This window comes from Hyphomicrobium sp. (assembly GCF_035572195.1).
In the GTDB taxonomy this organism is placed as follows: Bacteria; Pseudomonadota; Alphaproteobacteria; order Rhizobiales; family Hyphomicrobiaceae; genus Hyphomicrobium_B.
The window spans coordinates 16,273-35,558 of the sequence record NZ_DATNBA010000106.1 but is presented as its reverse complement, the minus strand read 5'-3'; the positions used below and the strand labels follow the sequence as shown (position 1 = coordinate 35,558).

Here is a 19,286-nt window from a genome sequence, read left to right as displayed (position 1 = left end):
GACCGCGTACCGGACATAAGGGGTCGGCAGGAATTGCGTCTGGCCGATCTCGCCGGCCCAGCCGCCGCGCAACTGCTTAGCCGACAAGTCGCCCCGATCGACGATCCGCACGGCGTCGAGCAATTGGCCGGTAAAGAACTCGGAGCGCCGACAATCGTAAGCTAACGTGGCGAGCGACCGCAGGATTGAATAGCGCGCGCTCGCATCAGCTCCGTAGTGGGTCTCGAGACCCCAGATGGCTACGACCACGGCGCCCGGCACACCAAACCGCCGTTCAATGCGGTCGAGTGTGGCGCGATGCGTCCGCATCAGCGACCTGCCCCGGCCAATGAGCGCCCCGTCGACCCGGCGCGCATAGAACTGCGCGAAACTCAATTTGAAGGAATGCTGCGAGCGGTCGAGCCGGATCACGGTCGGATCATACGAGATGCCCGACAGAGCAGACGAGATTGTTGCCTGCTTTATGCCTTGAGCGGCCGCTTGCGCCTTGAAGTGCTGCAGCCAGCTGTTGAAGCCCCCCGCGCCGCTGCCACACTGCGCGGCGATACCGGCTGTCGGATTGGCAAGCAGCAAGACCGCGATGCTCGCAAATTTCAACCGAGCCGGGCGGAAGGCCTTGAATATGTACAGCATGGGTTGTTGCTTTCTACGCTGGGGGACAAGCATTAACCGGGAGCAGCGGACACGCCGTCACCGCGCGAGCCGGATTGCGATGCCTCTTGAGACAAGAGACGCGCGGCGCGGGTTGTAAGCGGTGGCGGTCCCTACGGGAGTCGAACCCGTCTTTCAAGAATGAAAATCTCGCGTCCTAACCGATAGACGAAGGGACCGGCCGTCGGCTTTAAGAGGCAACCCTATAGTCGTCTTCGGGCGCATTTGGCAAGCGCAGCACCCAAGCCCATCCTGCGACAACATGGGTCGCAAAAAAGACCCGCCATTTTCACTTTAAAATTGGCGCCGCGGATCGGCCGCGTCCTCGATCTGAAGCTCGATCCGATCGCGCCCGCCCCATGTGTCGCGACGCAGATGACCCGCAACGTGCAGCGGCATGCCGGCGGCCGACATCAGGAGGTCGCCCAAGGGCTGTCCGGCGGCGCGAAAGGCTATGGCGTCGAGCCGCGCGCCATCGCCGCCCTCGAGCAGGACGCGCACGTGTGCGTCGCCGACGATTTTGCCGAACTTCACGCGGTGCGCCGGCAGCACGAAGCGGGCTTCGGAATTTCCCTGGCCGAAGGGGCTGACGCGTTCAATCAGGTCCATCAGTTCGGCCGTCGCACCAGAGGCGACGAGGGCCGCATCGATGTCGAGCCCTGCCGCATCCGCAATGCTCGCCGTCGTCGGGCGAAGATTTCCAAGCAGATACTTTTCGAGCGCTGCGAGGCCCTGCTGACTGACCGTCAATCCCGCCGCCATCGCATGACCGCCACCCTTGATGAGCAACCCATCCGACACCGCGCCTCGAATTGCGGACCCGAGATCGACTCCGGGAATAGAACGGAGAGAACCCGTACCATCGCGCGGCCCCGAGCCGGCGGCATCCCATGCGATGACGCAGGCGGGTCGGCGGAAGCGCTCGACTAAGCGGCTGGCGACGAGTCCGACGACGCCCTTGTGCCAAGCCTCCGAGGCGACGACGACGATCGAGCGCGTCGGATCTTCGGCGATCTGACGGTCGGCGATCGCCAGCGCTTCCTCGAGTACCAGCGTCTCGATGTCCTTGCGTTCCTTGTTCAGGCGATTGAGCAGCTCTGCAATGCGCTGCGCCTCGACCGCATCGGACGTCGAAAGTAGCGTCGCACCCAGCGCAGCGTTTCCGATGCGTCCGCCCGCATTGATGCGCGGCCCCAATATGAAGCCAAGGTGATAAGGCGTCGGCGGCGCGGTGAGACCGGCGGCATCGGCCAACGCGGTGAGACCGACGTTCTGGCGCGACCGCATGACGGCAAGTCCCTTTTTCACGTAGGCGCGGTTGAGGCCAACGAGTGGCACCACGTCGGCAACCGTCGCCAACGCCACGAGATCGAGAAGCGCCAGAAGATCGGGCTCGCGTGCCGCTTGATAAAATCCGCGTCGCCTCAGTTCGCGCGTAACCCCGACGAGAACCAGGAACACGACGCCCGCCGCACAGAGCGCCCCCTGCCCCGACACGTCGTCCTGGCGGTTCGGATTGACGATCGCATCGACCTCGGGAAGGTGCTCGTCCGCCTGATGGTGGTCGATGACGAGGACGCCGGCGCCGAGACGGCGCGCCAGTGCCAACGGTTCGTGGCTCGTCGTGCCGCAATCGACCGTAACGATCAGCCGGGCTCCCTCGCCGACCAGCGTCTCGATGGCACCGGCGTTCGGTCCATAGCCCTCGAACAGCCGGTCCGGAATGTAGATCCTCGCCGGCGTCTCGTGGTGCCCCAGAAACCGCGCCAGCAGCGCCGACGAGCAGGCGCCATCAACGTCGTAATCGCCAAAAATGGCAACGGACTGCCGGCCTTCGATTGCGTCGGCGAGGCGCGCCGCGGCCTTGTCCATGTCACGCAAGAGGCTCGGGTCCGGCATCAGCGCTTTGAGCGTCGGATCGAGGAACGTCGCCACGTCATCGAGCCCAACGCCGCGAGCGGCGAGTACACGGCCCATCAACTCCGGCAGCCCGTGGCGCTGGCTTATCGCCGTTGCGAGCGGCTTTGCTTCCCGCAGGAGGCGCTCACGCCAGACGAAACCGCGCGCACTTGTCGTGACGCCGAGAAAGGGCAGCCGCTCGGCGCTCCCTTCAATCGCAATTTTCGCCAAACCCGCCGTGCGCAACTGAGCCCCGCCCCCTGCCGCCTCTCAGAGTTGTAGGTCGATTCGTCTCTGAAACGTCCCGAACCTGCCGAGGCGCCCACAGCCAATCACCCACGCCGGCGCTTTTGTTGCCTTAAATGAACCGCGCACCCACATTACGCAGCGTCGAGTTGATTCGCCGGACGGTGCCGGTTTTCGACCGCATGACGACCGTCTCGGTCTCGGCAAAATCACCTCTGATCCGGACACCCTTGAGCAGCGAACCATCGGTGACGCCGGTCGCCGAGAACACGACGTCGGCCGATGCCATGTCCTCAAGCTTGAATTTCTTGTTGATGTCGGTGATGCCCATTTTCTCCGCGCGCATGCGCTCCTCGTCCTTCATCGGAATCAACCGGCCTTCCATTTGACCGCCGATGCACCGCAGAGCCGCCGCCGCAAGCACGCCCTCCGGCGCGCCACCCGACCCGATGTAGATATCGACCCCGGTCTCGCGAGGGTCCGTGGTCCAGATGACGCCTGCAATGTCTCCGTCCGGAATGAGCTGAACACCGGCGCCTGCCTCGCGCACGGCACGGATCAATTCCGCATGCCTGGGCCGATCGAGAATGCACGCCATGATCTCGCCAATCGGGACGCCCTTGGCCTTGGCGAGGGCGTTGAGGTTTTCTGCAGGCGACGCGTCGAGATCGACGGTTCCGTCCGGATAGCCCGGCCCGATGGCGATCTTGTTCATGTACATATCGGGAGCATGCAAGAGCCCGCCACGTTCGGAAATCGCGAGCACCGCGAGTGCGTTCGGCATGGATTTCGCGCAGAGCGTCGTACCTTCGAGCGGATCGACCGCGATGTCGACCTCGGGACCTTCGCCGATGCCGACCTTTTCGCCGATGTAGAGCATCGGCGCTTCGTCCATCTCGCCTTCGCCGATAACGACGGTACCCCTGATTTCAACGCGCCCGAGTTCCCGGCGCATCGCGTCGACGGCGGCCTTGTCGGCAGCTTTTTCGTTGCCGCGCCCGCGCATTTGCGCGGCTGCGATAGCCGCCGCTTCCGTGACGCGCGCCACTTCGAGCACCAGAATGCGCTCAAGCCCCGGACCGTGCTTCCCGTTCGATTGATCGATGCCGTTCATGTCCTACCCTTCCGCGCGCAGCGCGCTCAATTGCACAGAATTCTATAGCTCCTCGATGCGTATCATTTGCGGGCGTTCGGTGACGTTGCCGTCTTTCTCGATGGTTTCGAGCGCCTTGCGCATCGCTTCTTCCGTCGTTTCATGCGTAATGATGATGACCGGCTGAGCCTTGTCCTTCGAAAGGTGAGAAGCTGCGCCGGGCGCGTGAAGCGTCTGCGGGCGATGCTGCACGATACTTTCGAGCGAGACGCCGCGATCACCCATGCGCCTGGCGATGGCGGCCATCGCACCCGGTTTATCGTAGAGTGCTAGGCGCACGTAGTACGAACCGTAGTGCTGGTCGAGCTTGGCACGTTTATGCGCCTTGAGCTTGGCGGTCGGCGTGACAAATGGTGGAACGATGAGACCCCGCGCGATGTCGAGGATATCGCCCGCTATGGCCGAAGCCGTCGGTTTGGCGCCGGCTCCGGCACCAACGAGCAGAATGTTGCCGGAAAAATCACCGTCGATCGCAACGGCATTCGTGACGCCCGAAACTTCGGCGATGGCCGAGTCCTTGTAAACGAGTGCCGGCGACACGCGCGCCTCGATGCCGCTCTCGGTCTCGGTTGCGACGCCCAGAAGCTTGATCCGATAGCCGAGGCTGTCGGTCGCTTCGATGTCGGCTTGGGTGATGGATTGAATGCCCTCGACGTGAATTTGGTCGAAAGCGACCCTTGTGCCGAAGGCAAGGCTCGTCAACAGAGCCAGCTTGTGCGCGGTATCGAAGCCACCGATGTCGAAGGTCGGATCGGCCTCGGCATAGCCAAGCGCCTGCGCCTCCTTCAATACGTCCTCAAATGGCCGTTTCTCGGTCTGCATCTGCGTTAGGATGTAGTTGCAGGTGCCATTCAGAATGCCGTAGACGCGCCGCACGCGATTGGCGCCCAGCGCCTCGCGCAGCGTCTTGATGACCGGGATGCCGCCTGCCACGGCCGCCTCGAAATTCAGCGCGACGCCGTTCTTTTCGGCCAGCCGTGCCAGTTCGAAGCCGTGTTTTGCAAGGAGTGCCTTGTTGGCGGTCACGACATGCTTTTTGGCGTTGAGCGCCGCCTCGACCGCGGCCTTGGCTATACCGTCCTCGCCGCCGATCAGTTCGACGAACACCGCGTTCGACGGATCGCGAGCCAGCGCCACCGGATCGTCGAACCAGGGAATACCGGCGGTCGCCGCATCGCGCGCCTTGCTGCGCGAGCGCGCGGAAACGCCGGTAATGCGGATCTCGCGGCCGACGATGTTGGCGAAGTGGGCGCCGTTGGCCGTCAGAAGTTCCAACAGGCCGGCGCCAACCGTACCAAGTCCGGCGATACCGAGTTTGAGGGGTTCCATGGTGGCGATGGTTATTGACTGGCGGATTTCTGGGGGCGGGGCATTGTCTGCGAAGACTGTGCCGGGTCGGAAAAAAGTTTCTTGATCGAGCGTGCGGCTTGGCGGATGCGCTGCTCATTTTCGACGAGCGCAATGCGGATGAAGCCTTCGCCATGCTCCCCAAAGCCGACGCCCGGAGAAACTGCCACGTCAGCCTCCTCGATCAGGAGCTTGGCGAACGCGACGGAACTGAGATGACGAAAGCGCTCTGGCACCGGCGCCCAAGCAAACATCGTCGCGGGCGGAGATGGGATGGGAAAGCCCGCCCGCCCAAAGCTTTCGACGAGCGCGTCGCGGCGGCTCTTATACATGGCGCGGATCTCGTCGACGCACTCTTGCGGACCGTTCAGGGCCGCCGCGGCCGCCACTTGAATAGGTGTGAAGGCGCCGTAATCGAGATACGATTTGACGCGCGCCAAGGCGCCGATCAGCCGTTCGTTGCCGACTGCGAAGCCCATGCGCCAGCCGGGCATGTTGTACGTTTTTGAAAGCGACGTGAATTCGACGGCAATGTCCTTGGCGCCGGGCACTTGCAGGATCGACGGCGGCGGATTGCCATCGAAATAGAGCTCCGAGTAGGCGATGTCCGAGAGAATAATGATGTCGAGCTTCTTAGCCAGCGCCACCGCTTCCTTGTAGAAGTCCAGGCCGACGGTCATTGCCGTCGGATTGGACGGAAATGACATGACGACCGCCAGCGGCTTCGGAATTGAATGCTGCACCGCGTGCTCGATGGCCCGCAGGAAGTCGTCTCCATTGCTTGCCGGCAGATGCCGGATCACAGCGCCTGCGATAATGAACCCGAAGGCGTGGATGGGATAGGTCGGGTTCGGAACGAGCACAACGTCGCCCGGCGCGGCGATGGCCTGTGCCATGTTGGCGAAGCCTTCCTTCGACCCGAGCGTAGCAACGATCTCCGTCTCGGGATCGAGCTTCACGCCAAACCGGCGCTCGTAATATGCCGCCTGTGCCTTGCGTAGCCCAGGTATGCCCTTCGACGCCGAATACCGATGCGTGCGCGGCTTGTTGATCGTCTCGATCAGCTTGTCGACGATGTGCTGCGGCGTCGGCATATCGGGGTTGCCCATGCCGAGATCGACGATGTCGGCACCGCGGGCGCGCGCCGCCGCCTTCAAACGGTTCACCTCCGCGAATACATAGGGCGGCAGGCGCTTGATGCGGTGAAAGTCTTCGCTCAAAGATTTTACCCCTCGGCGCCGGAACGGGGACGGCGTCATCATGGCGTCATCGGCTCGCGGCCCATGGCAATTCGTGGGCATCGGATGGCCAGTGTCTATCGAGCTCGCCGCCGACTGCCGCCCTCTTTACGCCTGCCCGTCCCGTCCCGTCCAGTGCTGCGGCGCGGCGCATCGCGAAACAGCGTTGATGAACTGGCTTTCGCAAAATTTTTGCACTGCGAGGGTAAATGTGCCGCGGGCGTCTCCGCACATCAAATGCCTACTTTCGGAGGTACGAACGCCCAGCCGATTCGGCTTGATCGACGGGTCCCTAACGGGCACTGTCTATTCATGTTTTGGCAGACAAAGCGAAATTCACCGCCGCCGCGCCGAGCCTTCGTTAATGGAAAGTTTTTGATCTTCACATGCCGCAAGACAGCAACGAACCGCGTTCGCTTCTTTCGAACTACTTCATACCCAATCCAGAAGAGTTCGCATCGAACTTTCTGAAGGCGTTTGAACGCGGCAGCGCGGCTTTTGCCCAGCTCGCGGCACGCCCTGACGCGAAACTCGGACCCTACACCTCAGCCAGTGAGTTTTCGGCTGCAACCGAGACGCTGTCGTCGCTGCTGCGGACGTGGCTCTCCGACCCGGTCAAGCTCTCCGAAGCGCAGGCATTGTTCTTCAGCCAGTTCGCAGGGCTTTGGAATAACGTTCTCGGGCGCATGATGGGAATGGGTATTCCGCCCCTCATCGAGCCCGCTCCCGGCGACAATCGATTCAAGGATCCGGAGTGGAGCCACAATCCTTTTTTTGACTTCTGCAAACAGGCTTATCTCTTGGCTTGTCGATGGGCGGAGCAGCGGCTTGCGGAGACGCCCGATCTCGATGAGCGGGAGCGTCACCGCGCCGAGTTTTATTTGCGACAATTGACGAGCGCCTTCTCGCCGACGAACTTCCTGGCAACCAACCCGGAGGTGCTGCGCGAGACGCTGGCGTCCAACGCCCGCAATCTGCTCAACGGTGCCGATCTGCTCGCCGACGATCTCAAGCGATCCGGCGACTTGATGAAAATCAGCCAGACCGACGCCAACGCCTTCGAACTGGGGCGCAACCTCGCAACAACCCCGGGCAAGGTCGTCTTTCAAAACGACCTGCTGCAGCTCATCCAATATACGCCAACGACAGATAAGGTTCGCGAACGGCCACTGCTGATGGTGCCGCCGTGGATCAACAAATATTACATCCTCGATCTGACCGGGCCCAAGAGCTTCATCAAATACGTCGTCGATCAAGGCTTCACGGTTTTCGTCGTGTCATGGGTCAACCCGGACGAGCGTCTCGCAGCGAAGACTTTCGAGGACTACATCCTCGAAGGCATTCTTGAAGCGGTTCGTGCGGTTCAAGATGAAACTGGCGTCGAGAAGATCAACGTTCTCGGCTATTGCGTCGGCGGCACCGCACTTGCGACCGGGCTCGCTTATCTCGCCCAGCGCGGCGAAGATCCCTTCAAGTGCTGCACACTGCTGGCGACCCAGGTGGACTTTTCTCTCGCCGGCGATCTTCTGCTTTTCACCGATGATACCCAGCTCCACAGTCTCGAAACGCTGATGACCGAGCGTGGGTTTCTCGACGGCTCCCGCATGGCGAACGTATTCAATATGATGCGGCCGCGCGACCTCATCTGGCCCTACGTCGTCAACAACTACTTGCTCGGCAAGAAGCCCTTCCCGTTCGATCTCTTGTTCTGGAACCAGGATTCGACACGGATGGCGGCCGCCAACCACGGATTTTATCTGCGCGAGTTCTACAATGAAAACCGGCTCGCCAGCGGCGAGATGACGATTGGCGGCGTGAAACTCAATCTCAAGAAAATCACTCTCCCTATCTTTTCCGTTGCCACGCGCGAAGATCACATCGCTCCGGCTGCGTCGGTTTTCCGCGGCGCGCAGATGTTCGGCGGCCCGGTGGAGTTCGTGCTTGCGGGTTCCGGCCATATCGCCGGTGTCATCAACCCACCCGACAAGGTCAAGTATCAGTACTGGACGAAGGGGACCGCCATAACGAGCATTGCCGATTGGCAAGCATCGGCGACGGAAGTTCAGGGTTCCTGGTGGCCTTATTGGATCGAATGGCTTTCGCAGCGAGCGGGCGGGTGGATCCCTAAGCGAGCCGCCGGCGCCAAACTCGGCGTGATCGAAGATGCACCCGGCTCATTCGTCAAAGCCCGGTGATTGTAGCTCGCTGATCGTTGCGAGTACTCGTCCAAACTCTCGACCGCTCACGCCAATTCGAATTCGCCTTCGTAGTCGACTGGCCATAGCACGGTGAATTCCTCGCTGTTGAGCGTGCGAAACGCCACCGCGTTGACATCGAGTTCGTCGGCCGCACCCTCGACGATGGGTTCGATCTTTTCCCAGACCTTGGCCGCATTCTTGGCCAGGAGAATGAGATTGGTCACGCCGTCCCCTGGCTCGTGCCCGTCGACCTCGACCGCCGTCGAGCCGGCAAACGCATCGATCAATCGATCCTCGAGCTCGATGACCTTTTCGACCGTGTCGTCGTCGTCACCCTGGAACTGCAATACGAGTTGGTGGTTCATGACCCTTCCTGACGGCAAACCTAAAGTTGCGGCGAACCCGTCGCCGGAGCGGCGCTGACGCCGTCAGCCACCCATAATCGGCAGCTGCAGGCGCATTGCCAAGCTTCACCCGGCCCGACGCCGCCAACCTTTAATCTCGCGACGCCCGCCGAAGCAGGAATCAGCGGAACTTCGCATAAGCCAATGTTGGCGAGTATGCCGAACAGCTTCAAGCCCGAAACGACTTCGTCCGACCTCCATAGCCACTCTCGCGGCCATAAATGAAGGGGGGGCACGGCAGTTTCCGACAGGTCTTTTAATTTTGGGACGCCCGTGATCGGGCCATCGCCGGAACGGTGATGCTTGCCAAATGCATCAGGCCGAAAAGCTTAGGACAATCAGCGGGGGGGCGGGAAGCAAAACGCCGGACAGCTTGAAATCGCGCGCCCCCTCGGCGGCCGCAGAGCCGCCAGGGGAGCCGAAGGCCGGCTGGCGTTCAGCTCGCCTTAGCCCTCATGAGCCTGTCAAAGTTTAGCGAACTGGCCCGCAATACCGCAGCGCCATTTTCGGATGACCCAGTTCGGGTGTTCGCCGACCCATTTAGCCATCTCGATTTGGCCATTCATCATGCATTGTTGGGCGTTGACGCTTTCGCCCTCAAAATTCAACGTCACGTCTTTGCAACGCGACGGCTGGTCTATCATGCAGACCGCAACGACTAGCTCTATCATAGGACCCCCAGGTGCAGGTCTTCGATCACTCGTCGGAGTGATCCGGTTTACCCTGGGCGGTTCCTCGAGACGGCTTTTTCTTCTTCAAGAGAGCATTTGCCAAAGTATGTCGGAAAAATTACACGGCACAAGAAACCGGGCGGTCGCAGGTAGCATCTAAAACTGGCTGACATAACGTTTGTTCAGATCTGTTGCTTAAACTCCCCCATCTCTGGCGCGAAAAGCGTTACTCCCCAGACACACCCGCGCCTCCAGCCCCTACCCTCAGCACAAAATGAGCAGCAGGAAAGCAACTCCTGATTCGATTTCTGACCGGGCACGGCGGTTGCGGGTTGTGCAGTCATGCGGCTGCAGGCGATGTGGGGTCGGTTGATTGGCAAAGCAGACGGTAATTCCAGCAGTTCGGCAGATGAAAGTTCACGAAGTTCCTTCAGGTCAATCGGCTTGGGAAGACGGACGTGTAGTGGGAACGCCGACAGTCGGCTGGTTCGTGCGGCAGTCTGCGCTTTGGGTCGGTATCGTAGCTATCGCCGTGGTCTTGGCGTGCGGCCTCTATGCGATGGCCAGCACCTCCGGCCCAAGCCACGCGCGCGCCTCGGCCAAGGTCATGGCGCCGCCCATCAAAACATAGCCGCGTCGACCCCGGACGCCGCGCAACCGGCGACGATCGAATGATCCGACACTTCTAATCAAGCGGAGGCTGTCCGCCCTGCTGTGACGCCCACGGTTGCCGGTAACACCGCAACGCGGCATGCCGTTGTGTGAATATTCAACGTTCTTGCAAAAGCCGCCGCGCAATTGCGGCACGATCATAGATAATTTTGCCGCGCCACTTCATTATTCGTGTTGCGCTAAAATTTACGATCCCTTGATCCGGACCGGCGCATCCCCTTATCATCACCACCGGGTCGACCGAGGATCGCGTCCGAATGACGGAGCAGCAAAAGAAGTTCCCAGAGTTCTACGTCACGGCCCCGCAACCCTGTCCCTATTTGCCCGGCCGGCTCGAACGAAAACTCTTCACGCACCTGACGCACGACAAGCCGGCTGAGCTGGTCGACCGTTTGCTGACGACCGGTTTCCGGCGCAGCCAGAACATAGCCTACGTTCCTTATTGCGAAGGCTGCCAGGCCTGCGTCTCGGTGCGCGTGATCGTCGACGAATTTCGACCCGACCGTTCGATGCGGCGGGCATCAGCCAAAAATTCGACGCTCGTGGCACGGCGCACATCTCCGACGCCGACTCCCGAACAGTTTCGCCTTTTCCGCGCCTACATCGACGCACGCCATAGCGATGGCGGCATGGCGGACATGACGATGCTTGATTACCGCATGATGGTCGAAGACACGGTCATCGAAACATTCGTCACGGAATATCGCGAAAAGCCGAAGGATGCGGGCAGCGATCTCGATTTCGAATCCTGGCCCCTGAAGGCCGTCGCATTGTGCGATCGGCTGACTGACGGCATTTCGATGGTCTACAGTTTTTACGAGCCGGATGAAGTCGACGCCGGACTTGGCACGTACATGATCCTTGAGCACATAGCCTTCGCGCGGCGTATCGGCCTGCCCTACGTCTATCTTGGCTACTGGATCGACGGCTCGCGGAAGATGGCCTACAAAACGCGCTTCAAACCGCAGGAACGGCTCGGCCCCGATCGTTGGGAACGCATCTCTTCCGACGACGACATCTGAAGGCGCTCCCTCGTTGGCGCGAAACATCCTTCAGTGAATTTCCCTAGACTTATCGTTGCCGAGTTCGGCGTCGATTTTCTGGAACATGTAAGCCCACTTGGCGGTCTGCGTTTCGACGAGAACCTTCATGCGCGCCCGCAATTCGAGGAGAACGGCGCAATCGGGCGTCACCGCCGTCGCGCCTTCCTGCCCCATGGACGCGATCGCGGACAGCAATTCGTCCGTCGTTTGATCGAAAGCCACAGTTTTATCATCGCGCACGAGCGGCTTGGCCCGCTTGATGAACTCATCGTGACTCCACTTGCGCTTGTCTTTGAGTTCGCGAAGCTTCTCCTGAAATGCCGGTCTGTTCTTGGCGTTGAGATCGCGCAGGCTGCCGGCAGCCTCCTCGACGACGGATTCGAAATCCTGTTTGGCGCAGGTCGCTGGGGCGGCCTCGGCACGTAGCTCGCGGCTGTCCGAGATCGTGACGGAAAATACCGCCACAATGACCGCCGCAGCCTGAATGAATCCGCCCATACCTCCAACTCGTATCGATGCGCTATCGCCGCGGCAAGCGCAGGCGATCAACACACGATTCAAAATCGCGGCCCGAACGAATTCGATCGTGGAAACCCTTTCGGAGCCAGACGTCCGGCCTGCGCCCGTTCGCCAACCCATTCGCGCAATTCCGACCAGGAGAGCGCGAACTCGCGGCCGGCGGTATCAACCCACGTCAGACCATCCGTCTTTTTGAACACGCGAGCGTCCGAGAGGCCGCCGTCTTTGAACCGCTGCAGGATAACGCCCTTGCCGCGCGTCATCTCGTTGACTTCCTCGAGCTTGAAAACGAGCAGCTTGCGATTTTCGCCGATGGTCGCGATGTAATCGCCTTCGGCAACCACGCAGACGCGAGCCTCATCGGGCTCCGTCACGTTAAGGATCTGCTTGCCCTTCCGCGTCGAAGCGATGACTTCTTCTTCCGAAACGATAAAACCGTAACCGGCGGTCGATACGACGAGCAATTTACGCGTTGCGTCGTGCACGAACATCTCAACGATGTCGTGGTTTTCTTCCAGATCGATCATCAGACGCACCGGCTCGCCGTGACCACGCCCGCCAGGCAACGCGCCCGCTTCGAGTGTGAAAAACTTACCGTTCGTCGTCAGCAGGACCAGTTTATCTGTGGTCCACGCCTTGATCACGCGCTTGAGTTCGTCGCCCTGTTTGAACTCGAGCTTCGAGAGATCCTCCGGATGACCCTTCAGTGCTCTCAACCAGCCCTTTTCCGACAGGATGACGGTGATCGGTTCCTTTTCGACGAGAGCCGCAGCAAGATCAATCTCGACCTCCGGCGCATCGGCGAATGACGAACGCCGGCGGCCGATCGCCGTCTTCTTGGAATAGCGATCGCGCGTTGCTTTCACTTCCTCGGAAATGCGCTCCCACTGCAGATCTTCCGATTTCAAAAGTTGCTTCAGCGCCCGCAACTCTTTCGAGAGCTTGTCGTGCTCGCCGCGAATTTCGATTTCTTCGAGCCTTGATAGCGATCTCAAGCGCAGGTTCAGGATCGCCTCGGCCTGCACATCGCTGAGCTTGAATTTCGCGATCAGCTTGGCTTTCGGATCGTCCTCGCGGCGGACGATGCGGATCACTTCATCGATATTCAGGTAGGCGATGAGGTAGCCGTCGAGCACTTCAAGCCGATGCTCGATTTTCTTCAACCGGAACGTCGAACGGCGGATCAGAACTTCGATGCGGTGCTCGAGCCATTGCGAGAGAACGTCGCGCAACGACAGGACGTTGGGAATCTGCCCCGCCGACAGCACGTTCATGTTGAGGCTGATGCGAACCTCTAATTCCGACAGCCTGAACAAACTTTCCATCAGCAGCACCGGATCGACTGTCCGGCTCTTGGGCTCCAAAATCAGCCGGACTTCTTCGGCACTTTCGTCGCGAACGTCGCCGAGCAGCGGCAGTTTCTTTTCGCTCATCAGCTCGGCGAGTTTTTCGACGAGCTTGGCTTTCTGAACTTGGTAGGGAATTTCCGTCACGACGATTTGATAGCCGCCGCGGCTGGTTTCTTCGCGCGACCAACGGGCCCTGACGCGGAATCCTCCGCGGCCTGTCTTATAGGCCTCGAGCATCGCCTCGTGCGGCTCGACGATGATGCCGCCCGTCGGAAAATCCGGACCTGGGACAAATTCGACGAGTTTTTCGATGGTGGCGTTCGGGTGCTTGATCAGATGCAGCAACGCCGCGCAAAGCTCATCGACGTTGTGCGGCGGGATATTCGTCGCCATGCCGACGGCGATGCCGGAGGAGCCATTCGCCAGCAGATTGGGAAATGCCGCCGGTAGCACGACCGGTTCTTCGACGCGGCCGTCGTAGTTCGGGCGGAACTCGACGGTGTCTTCATCGATGCCTTCGAGGATGGCATTCGCGATCTCGGTCAGGCGGGCTTCCGTGTAGCGCGGCGCGGCTGGGTTATCGCCGTCGATGTTGCCGAAGTTTCCTTGGCCGTCGACCAGCGGGTAACGCACGGCGAAATCTTGAGCCAGGCGCGCCAGCGCGTCGTAAATCGCCTGATCGCCGTGCGGATGGAGATTACCCATCACGTCGCCGACGATCTTGGCGCATTTGACGTAACCGCTCTCGGGATTGAGCTTGAGCTCGCGCATCGCATAGAGGATGCGGCGGTGAACGGGTTTCAGGCCGTCGCGAACGTCGGGCAACGCCCGATGCATGATCGTCGAGAGCGCATAAGCGAGATAGCGTTCTTCGAGCGCGGTTCGAAGTTCAACGGGCTCGATCGGGCCATCGCCCGGCAGAATCGGTTTTGTCGTCATGGCTCGAAGTAGCGCGCGTCACGGGGCGTCTCAAGCCCAAGTCGCCGGCGCCACGCCGATAGCGGCAGTTTAACACGCATCAGCCCAGAAATCGTTGGTCGGGCGTGACGAAGCGGCCACGACACCGCTCGGACATTCTGGAACATTCCGCCAATACGATGCGTTCTGCTACCTCTGGCTGCAGTTAAAAAAGAGGTGACGCGATGCAAACCCGTCAAATCGGAATTTTGGCTTTAGCCATCCTTGCCATTGTAGTGGTGGTCGGCGGGGTCACGGCGTACCAGCGTTCACAGACCGAAGTGCTGGTCGACGGCCCGGCCGTACGCGTAGAGACCAACAAGGCGACTGGCGAGACGACGGTCGACGCACCGTTTGCGCGCGTCGAAAAAGACGCGACCGGCACGCATGTCCAAGCTCCGGGCGTTGACGTTCAAGTGCCAAAGAAATCGACCGATTGAGATCAAAGATCGGTCTTGATTTACATGCTGCCCGCTCGAGAGAGCGGGCGGCTTTTTTGTCGACAGCCGCTACGCGATCGTTCGGATGACGCCTCCTTCAACGCGGAGAGCCGCACCGTTCGTCGCCTGCTGCCGTGCGCGCTGGCCCGTGACGTGCGCTCGCAGCCGTCGTCCTAAAGTCCGCGGGGATAAGTTGGCCGACGAGCTTTGGCGGATCGGGTCAGCCCGGCGCAAAGTTTGCCGGATCAAGTACCGATGTCTTGTCGCTTAGCGCCAATCGTCGGCATAAGGATCACGCTCAGGTTCATAATAGTCGCGATCGTCCCAGCGCGGCCGCGGCACTCTCTCGATCGACGTGCGGTCTCTCCACGCCCGGTTGCTAGACGCCTTATTGCTCGATGCCGCCTGCGGCGCAGCGCTGGACGCAACGACGCTTCCCTTCAGAGAGCGAACGATCGTGACTTCCGTACCGACTTTGACGAGCGACGCCAGATGCAGCACATTCTCGTTCATCATTCGGAAACAACCCGACGATTCAGCCTTGCCGATCGACTTCGGATCGTTGGTCCCGTGAATGCGGTAGAGCGTATTGCCGAGGTAGATGGCCTTCGCACCGAGCGGATTGTGGACACCGCCCAGCATACGCTGCGGAAGCTCGGGCCGGCGTTGGCGCATCTCTGCCGGCGGGTACCAGTCCGGCCAGTCCGTGATGCGCGCTACTTTTTCTTTGCCCGTCCACGCGAACCCCTGGCGTCCCACCCCGATCGAGTATGCGAACGCCGTCGTCGGGCTTGTCACGTAGTAGAGCTTGCGGGCGCTGGTATCGATAACAACCGACCCGGGCGCGTAGGGGCCTTTAAAGGCCACCTGCGGCGGCGCCACAGCACGGATGTAGGGACGGGGACCACCGGAGACTCCTGGCGCCTTGCTGCCCTCTGCTTCTTCGGCGGCCGAAGGCGCGGCGTCCCACTGGCCATAATCGTCGTAATTTTGATACCGGCGATCGTCCGCGCGGCGGTCGCCGTAGTCATCGTCGCGGTCGTTGTAATCGCGATCACCGTTTTGCCGGTCGTCATAGCGGCGCGGATCGTCTTGTTCGTAACGATCGCCGTAGCGATCGTCATAACGCCCATCGTCCTGCCGCGACGCCGCCGGTGGCCCGTCCCACGGACTCCACGCGCTTTGGGCGGACGCCAGCGTAGACTGTCCTGCCAGCGCGCAAAAAGCAGCGACTGCAATTGATGTGCTCTTCATGGAAACCCGCATATGTGATGACCCGTACTGCAGCGCAAACAACGCAGGCCCGTCATCGGTTCCGTCGGTCGACGTTGACGCGGGATGTCGTCACGATCGTGGCGGCCGAGCGCCGAGTCAAATGGTAATAATCAAACCGAGACAAAACATCTATTCTTTGTGAATGGCCAGAAAATCCAGCATGTGCACAGCGATTTCGCCTGCCCTTTCCTCGACTGCAAAATGCCCGGCATCGATGAGATGCAATTCCGCGCTCGGCAGATCTCTGAGATAAGCCTTCGCCCCCGCCGCGATGAAGGCCGGATCGCGCGCCCCCCAAACGATGAGCGTAGGATATTGCCGCTCGCGAAGTAGCGCCTGCCACGTCGGGTACAAATCGATGTTGCTTTGATAATCCTGAAATAGCTGGACCATGATTTTCCGGTCTTTGTCCGAGCGGAGGAATGCAAGGTCGTTCGTCCAGCTGTCGGGACTCATGATATCGCGCTTCTCCTTCAGCACATCGCGCAGATACTGCCGGTTGATGATCGACGCCTCGCTCGTCAGATCGTAGAGCGCTGCCACGCCTGCCGGACTTCGGTCGTCGTGCGCCTTGCGGAAAAAGTCGCGGCGCTGCTGCGTCAGCCCCTCCAGATAAGCGTTGGCGTTCTGCACGACGATCGCCCGAACGGCATCAGGTCGCCGCTGCATCAGCCTGAACCCGACCGGCGCGCCGAAATCCTGCATGTAGAGCGTGAAGTGCTTCACGCCGACCACATCGAGCCAGCCTTCGAAAAAATCCGTCAAGCGCTCGAACGTATAGGACACCTGATCCGGATCGGGATGATCGCTGTAGCCAAAGCCCAGATAGTCGGGCGCCAGCACATGATAGTGCCGCGACAGCATCGGTATCAGTTCGCGATAAGTGTGCGATGACGATGGAAAACCGTGCAGCAGCACGATGGTGGCAGCTGAAGGATCGCCCGCCTCGCGGTAAAAAATATGCTGTCCCTTGACGGTCGCCGTCCGCGAATAAGTCTTCGGCGGAAGTCCGTATTCGTCGCCTTTGCTTGCAGCTGCGCCGGCAAGCGCAAATCCCGGCAAGAGTGCCAAGGCCACAATGGTCCGCATCGCCACAATACTTCGGTTCACGTTTTCACCCTGCCCGCTCTTCACCCTGATCCTCGAATTAGCCGCCCGCGGCGTCTGACGAAAGCAGATTTGCGTTGAAACAGCGATCTTTGCCTGCCATTTTTTCTGCACGAAATCGCAAGCCGCATGTGGGCTGGCTAACAGCCTGTTCGCATGGCCGCCGCACCGTTTACTCGACGTCTTTTGAATATAAGTCCCGTCCAAGCGACGAGTGCGAGCAAGCCAAATGGTACGTGGACGACCGCTGCTCATCGGCCTGCTGATCTGGGCGCTGTTGATGATCGTGCCGGATCTGGCGCGCGTCGTGCGGCCTTTGGCGTCGTTCGGCTTCTATGCCGACAACAACGGCATGGTCTACGACGCGACTGGTCCATTCATCGACAAGTCTGCTTCGCCTGCGTGGAAGGCGGGAATTCGCGAGGGCGATCAGCTCGACCTGTCGCGCATGCGCTGTTTGCCCTTCGACAGAGACCGATGCGCGAGCATCCTGACTGTCGTCGGTGGCATCCAGGACGTCCTGCCCGGAAGCGCGATCACGCTCGACCTCGCAGCGATACCGGGCCAAGCCGCAAGACAAGTCACCATCGAGGCCGAACCTCGCAACCCAAATTGGCTCGTGCGAAGCGTGCTGCTCCTCGATCAGATCGCTGGAATTCTGGTGGTGCTGGCGGCCGCCTGGCTGGTGTGGGTTCGGCCCGGTCCGATGAGCTGGGGATTTTTTCTCTACGTCATCTGGTTCAATCCCGGGCAGAGCTTCGAACTCTACGCGCAATTGCAACGTTGGCCGCTACTGCTGCTGGCGCAGGATATTGCGGGCTGCATCGCGCAGGCCGCGGGATATGCGGGCCTGCTTCTGTTCGTCATGCGCGCCCCGACCGACACGACGCAGCCGGAATGGCTTCCCTACGAGCGGGCTCTGCCGGCGCTCGGCCTCGCTATCGCGCTGGCGCTTATGGCCTCCTATGCCAGTGCGTTCGGCTTCAAGACTGAATTTCTGACGCGCGCCACGATACTATTTGGACTCGTGGTCAGCGTCGCCGCGCTCGTCATTCTGCTGTTGCGTCGTCAAACTTTGTCGCCGAAGGACAATCAGCGCCTCAGGTGGGTCATCTGGGGATGCCTGATCGGCCTGCCCGCATTCGTCATCGCCGACCTTTCCCAGTACACGACAGTAGGGGCGATGTTCTGGGGCGCCTCGCCTCCCGAAGATCTCATCGGCCTGCTCTATCTCGTCAATGGCATCCTATGCCTGTTCGTGTTCGAGGCGATCCGCCGGCCGCGCGTCGTCAGCGTGTCGATCCCGCTGCGGCGCGTGACGGTGCTGGCATTGACGATGAGCGTACCGGCGCTGCTTTTGCACCGCGAGGCCGAACACCTCAAGGAAGCCCTTAATGTTTCGCAGTGGACTTGGTTCCTGATCGCCGCCGTGATCATCTTTGTCATCGGGCAATTGCATCATGGCGCAGTCGAGCTTGCGGACCGTTATTTCAATCGCGATATCGACAAGGCCGAGCGGGATTTGGGAGAAGCCATTCTGACGGCGAAGGACCCGGCGCAAATCGACCACCTGCTCTCTGAGCGTACCCGCGCCACGCTGAAGCTGACTTCGGCAATCACATTCCGCCGCGACGACACCGGCTTTCGCCGTTACGAAAATGTTGCCGGTTGGGACGACACCGCGACGCGCGATCTCCGGCTTGGGGAAGCGGATATCGCAACGCTGTCCAAGGGCTCTCCCGTTATGATCAATGAGGTCGAAGCCAACAAGGCGGCGTTTCCGCTTGGGCTGGAGACGCCGATACTCGCCGTTCCTGCCGCCAGCCGCGTCTATTGTTACGCGGCGACGCTCTACGGACCGCACGAGTCAGGAACCGCACTCAACGCCAACGAGCGCCAGATGCTGGCGAGCCTCGGCCATCATGCAGCCGACGCCTATGCACGGCTCGAGAACGAGCATTTGCGCAGCGTGATCGCCGGCCTTGAAAGTCAACTGGCGGTAAGCGGCGTGCGCGCCTGATCTGAGTGTTCTTTCCTTGTGCTCGCGACTCCGCTTCGCGGGGCCGACCCGCTTTCAATTATCTTGCTGTCACTATCGGCGGTCTGTGATTAAACTT

Annotated in this window: 15 protein-coding genes and 1 tRNA gene; 5 read left to right on the top strand and 11 right to left on the bottom strand. The window is 60.7% G+C overall.

Annotated elements, in window-relative coordinates; translation table 11 throughout:
- The 6 genes from VN623_RS08930 to VN623_RS08905 form a co-directional block, all read right to left on the bottom strand.
- Positions 1-633, bottom strand: a 633-nt coding sequence (locus VN623_RS08930) for a lytic murein transglycosylase (protein ID WP_325570221.1), incomplete at its 3' end; no start/stop codon positions are given.
- 122 nt (positions 634-755) lie between these two features.
- Positions 756-830 (bottom strand) — tRNA-Glu (locus VN623_RS08925).
- A gap of 115 nt (positions 831-945) precedes the next feature.
- Positions 946-2,781 (bottom strand): single-stranded-DNA-specific exonuclease RecJ, encoded by a 1,836-nt coding sequence (gene recJ / locus VN623_RS08920; RefSeq protein WP_325570219.1) that lies wholly within the window; start codon positions 2,779-2,781, stop codon positions 946-948.
- 127 nt (positions 2,782-2,908) lie between these two features.
- Positions 2,909-3,910 (bottom strand): class II fructose-bisphosphatase, encoded by a 1,002-nt coding sequence (gene glpX, locus VN623_RS08915; RefSeq protein ID WP_325570217.1) that lies wholly within the window; start codon positions 3,908-3,910, stop codon positions 2,909-2,911.
- Between the two features lie 42 nt (positions 3,911-3,952).
- Complete coding sequence (locus VN623_RS08910; RefSeq protein ID WP_325570215.1) at positions 3,953-5,278, bottom strand: homoserine dehydrogenase; 1,326 nt, start codon at positions 5,276-5,278, stop codon at positions 3,953-3,955.
- An 11-nt stretch (positions 5,279-5,289) separates the two neighbouring features.
- The gene (locus VN623_RS08905) at positions 5,290-6,516 is read right to left on the bottom strand and encodes an LL-diaminopimelate aminotransferase (RefSeq protein ID WP_325570213.1); all 1,227 of its coding nucleotides are present in this window, start codon (positions 6,514-6,516) and stop codon (positions 5,290-5,292) included.
- 404 nt (positions 6,517-6,920) lie between these two features.
- Here VN623_RS08905 and VN623_RS08900 point away from each other — a divergent pair, with 404 nt between their 5' ends.
- A complete protein-coding gene (locus VN623_RS08900; RefSeq protein ID WP_325570211.1) occupies positions 6,921-8,729 on the top strand; it encodes a class I poly(R)-hydroxyalkanoic acid synthase in 1,809 nt (602 codons plus the stop codon).
- 47 nt (positions 8,730-8,776) lie between these two features.
- On the opposite strand, the gene VN623_RS08895 is transcribed toward VN623_RS08900, so the two are convergent.
- Positions 8,777-9,097 (bottom strand): hypothetical protein, encoded by a 321-nt coding sequence (locus VN623_RS08895; protein ID WP_325570210.1) that lies wholly within the window; start codon positions 9,095-9,097, stop codon positions 8,777-8,779.
- Positions 9,098-10,216: 1,119 nt separating this feature from the next.
- Here VN623_RS08895 and VN623_RS08890 point away from each other — a divergent pair.
- Together VN623_RS08890 and VN623_RS08885 are read left to right on the top strand one after the other, a co-directional pair.
- Entirely contained in the window at positions 10,217-10,438 is a 222-nt protein-coding gene (locus VN623_RS08890) for a hypothetical protein (protein ID WP_325570209.1), read from the top strand.
- A gap of 298 nt (positions 10,439-10,736) precedes the next feature.
- Entirely contained in the window at positions 10,737-11,501 is a 765-nt protein-coding gene (locus VN623_RS08885) for an arginyltransferase (RefSeq protein WP_325570207.1), read from the top strand.
- Positions 11,502-11,531: 30 nt separating this feature from the next.
- On the opposite strand, the gene VN623_RS08880 is transcribed toward VN623_RS08885, so the two are convergent.
- The gene (locus VN623_RS08880) at positions 11,532-12,020 is read right to left on the bottom strand and encodes a hypothetical protein (protein WP_325570205.1); all 489 of its coding nucleotides are present in this window, start codon (positions 12,018-12,020) and stop codon (positions 11,532-11,534) included.
- A 59-nt stretch (positions 12,021-12,079) separates the two neighbouring features.
- On the bottom strand, positions 12,080-14,329 hold the full coding sequence (gene parC, locus VN623_RS08875) for a DNA topoisomerase IV subunit A (RefSeq protein WP_325570203.1): 2,250 nt from the start codon (positions 14,327-14,329) through the stop codon (positions 12,080-12,082).
- Positions 14,330-14,532: 203 nt separating this feature from the next.
- On the opposite strand from parC, the gene VN623_RS08870 reads away from it, so the two are divergent.
- Positions 14,533-14,787 (top strand): hypothetical protein, encoded by a 255-nt coding sequence (locus VN623_RS08870; protein ID WP_325570201.1) that lies wholly within the window; start codon positions 14,533-14,535, stop codon positions 14,785-14,787.
- Positions 14,788-15,054: 267 nt separating this feature from the next.
- Here VN623_RS08870 and VN623_RS08865 read toward each other — a convergent pair whose 3' ends face one another.
- Positions 15,055-16,041: a L,D-transpeptidase gene (locus VN623_RS08865; RefSeq protein WP_325570199.1), complete on the bottom strand. Its 987-nt coding sequence runs from the start codon at positions 16,039-16,041 to the stop codon at positions 15,055-15,057.
- A gap of 150 nt (positions 16,042-16,191) precedes the next feature.
- Positions 16,192-17,151: an alpha/beta fold hydrolase gene (locus VN623_RS08860; RefSeq protein WP_325570197.1), complete on the bottom strand. Its 960-nt coding sequence runs from the start codon at positions 17,149-17,151 to the stop codon at positions 16,192-16,194.
- A gap of 247 nt (positions 17,152-17,398) precedes the next feature.
- On the opposite strand from VN623_RS08860, the gene VN623_RS08855 reads away from it, so the two are divergent.
- Complete coding sequence (locus VN623_RS08855; protein ID WP_325570195.1) at positions 17,399-19,189, top strand: hypothetical protein; 1,791 nt, start codon at positions 17,399-17,401, stop codon at positions 19,187-19,189.
- The last annotated feature ends 97 nt before the right edge of the window (positions 19,190-19,286 follow it).

Excerpts from the sequence above, each read along its gene's own strand:
- VN623_RS08890 (WP_325570209.1), top strand. The coding sequence starts at position 10,217 with ATGAAAGTTCACGAAGTTCCTTCAGGTCAATCGGCTTGGGAAGACGGA.
- VN623_RS08865 (WP_325570199.1), bottom strand. The coding sequence starts at position 16,041 with ATGAAGAGCACATCAATTGCAGTCGCTGCTTTTTGCGCGCTGGCAGGA.
- VN623_RS08885 (WP_325570207.1), top strand. The coding sequence starts at position 10,737 with ATGACGGAGCAGCAAAAGAAGTTCCCAGAGTTCTACGTCACGGCCCCG.
- VN623_RS08895 (WP_325570210.1), bottom strand. The coding sequence starts at position 9,097 with ATGAACCACCAACTCGTATTGCAGTTCCAGGGTGACGACGACGACACG.
- VN623_RS08880 (WP_325570205.1), bottom strand. The coding sequence starts at position 12,020 with ATGGGCGGATTCATTCAGGCTGCGGCGGTCATTGTGGCGGTATTTTCC.
- VN623_RS08870 (WP_325570201.1), top strand. The coding sequence starts at position 14,533 with ATGCAAACCCGTCAAATCGGAATTTTGGCTTTAGCCATCCTTGCCATT.
- VN623_RS08900 (WP_325570211.1), top strand. The coding sequence starts at position 6,921 with ATGCCGCAAGACAGCAACGAACCGCGTTCGCTTCTTTCGAACTACTTC.
- VN623_RS08855 (WP_325570195.1), top strand. The coding sequence starts at position 17,399 with ATGGTACGTGGACGACCGCTGCTCATCGGCCTGCTGATCTGGGCGCTG.
- VN623_RS08910 (WP_325570215.1), bottom strand. The coding sequence starts at position 5,278 with ATGGAACCCCTCAAACTCGGTATCGCCGGACTTGGTACGGTTGGCGCC.
- parC (WP_325570203.1), bottom strand. The coding sequence starts at position 14,329 with ATGACGACAAAACCGATTCTGCCGGGCGATGGCCCGATCGAGCCCGTT.
- VN623_RS08860 (WP_325570197.1), bottom strand. The coding sequence starts at position 17,151 with ATGCGGACCATTGTGGCCTTGGCACTCTTGCCGGGATTTGCGCTTGCC.
- glpX (WP_325570217.1), bottom strand. The coding sequence starts at position 3,910 with ATGAACGGCATCGATCAATCGAACGGGAAGCACGGTCCGGGGCTTGAG.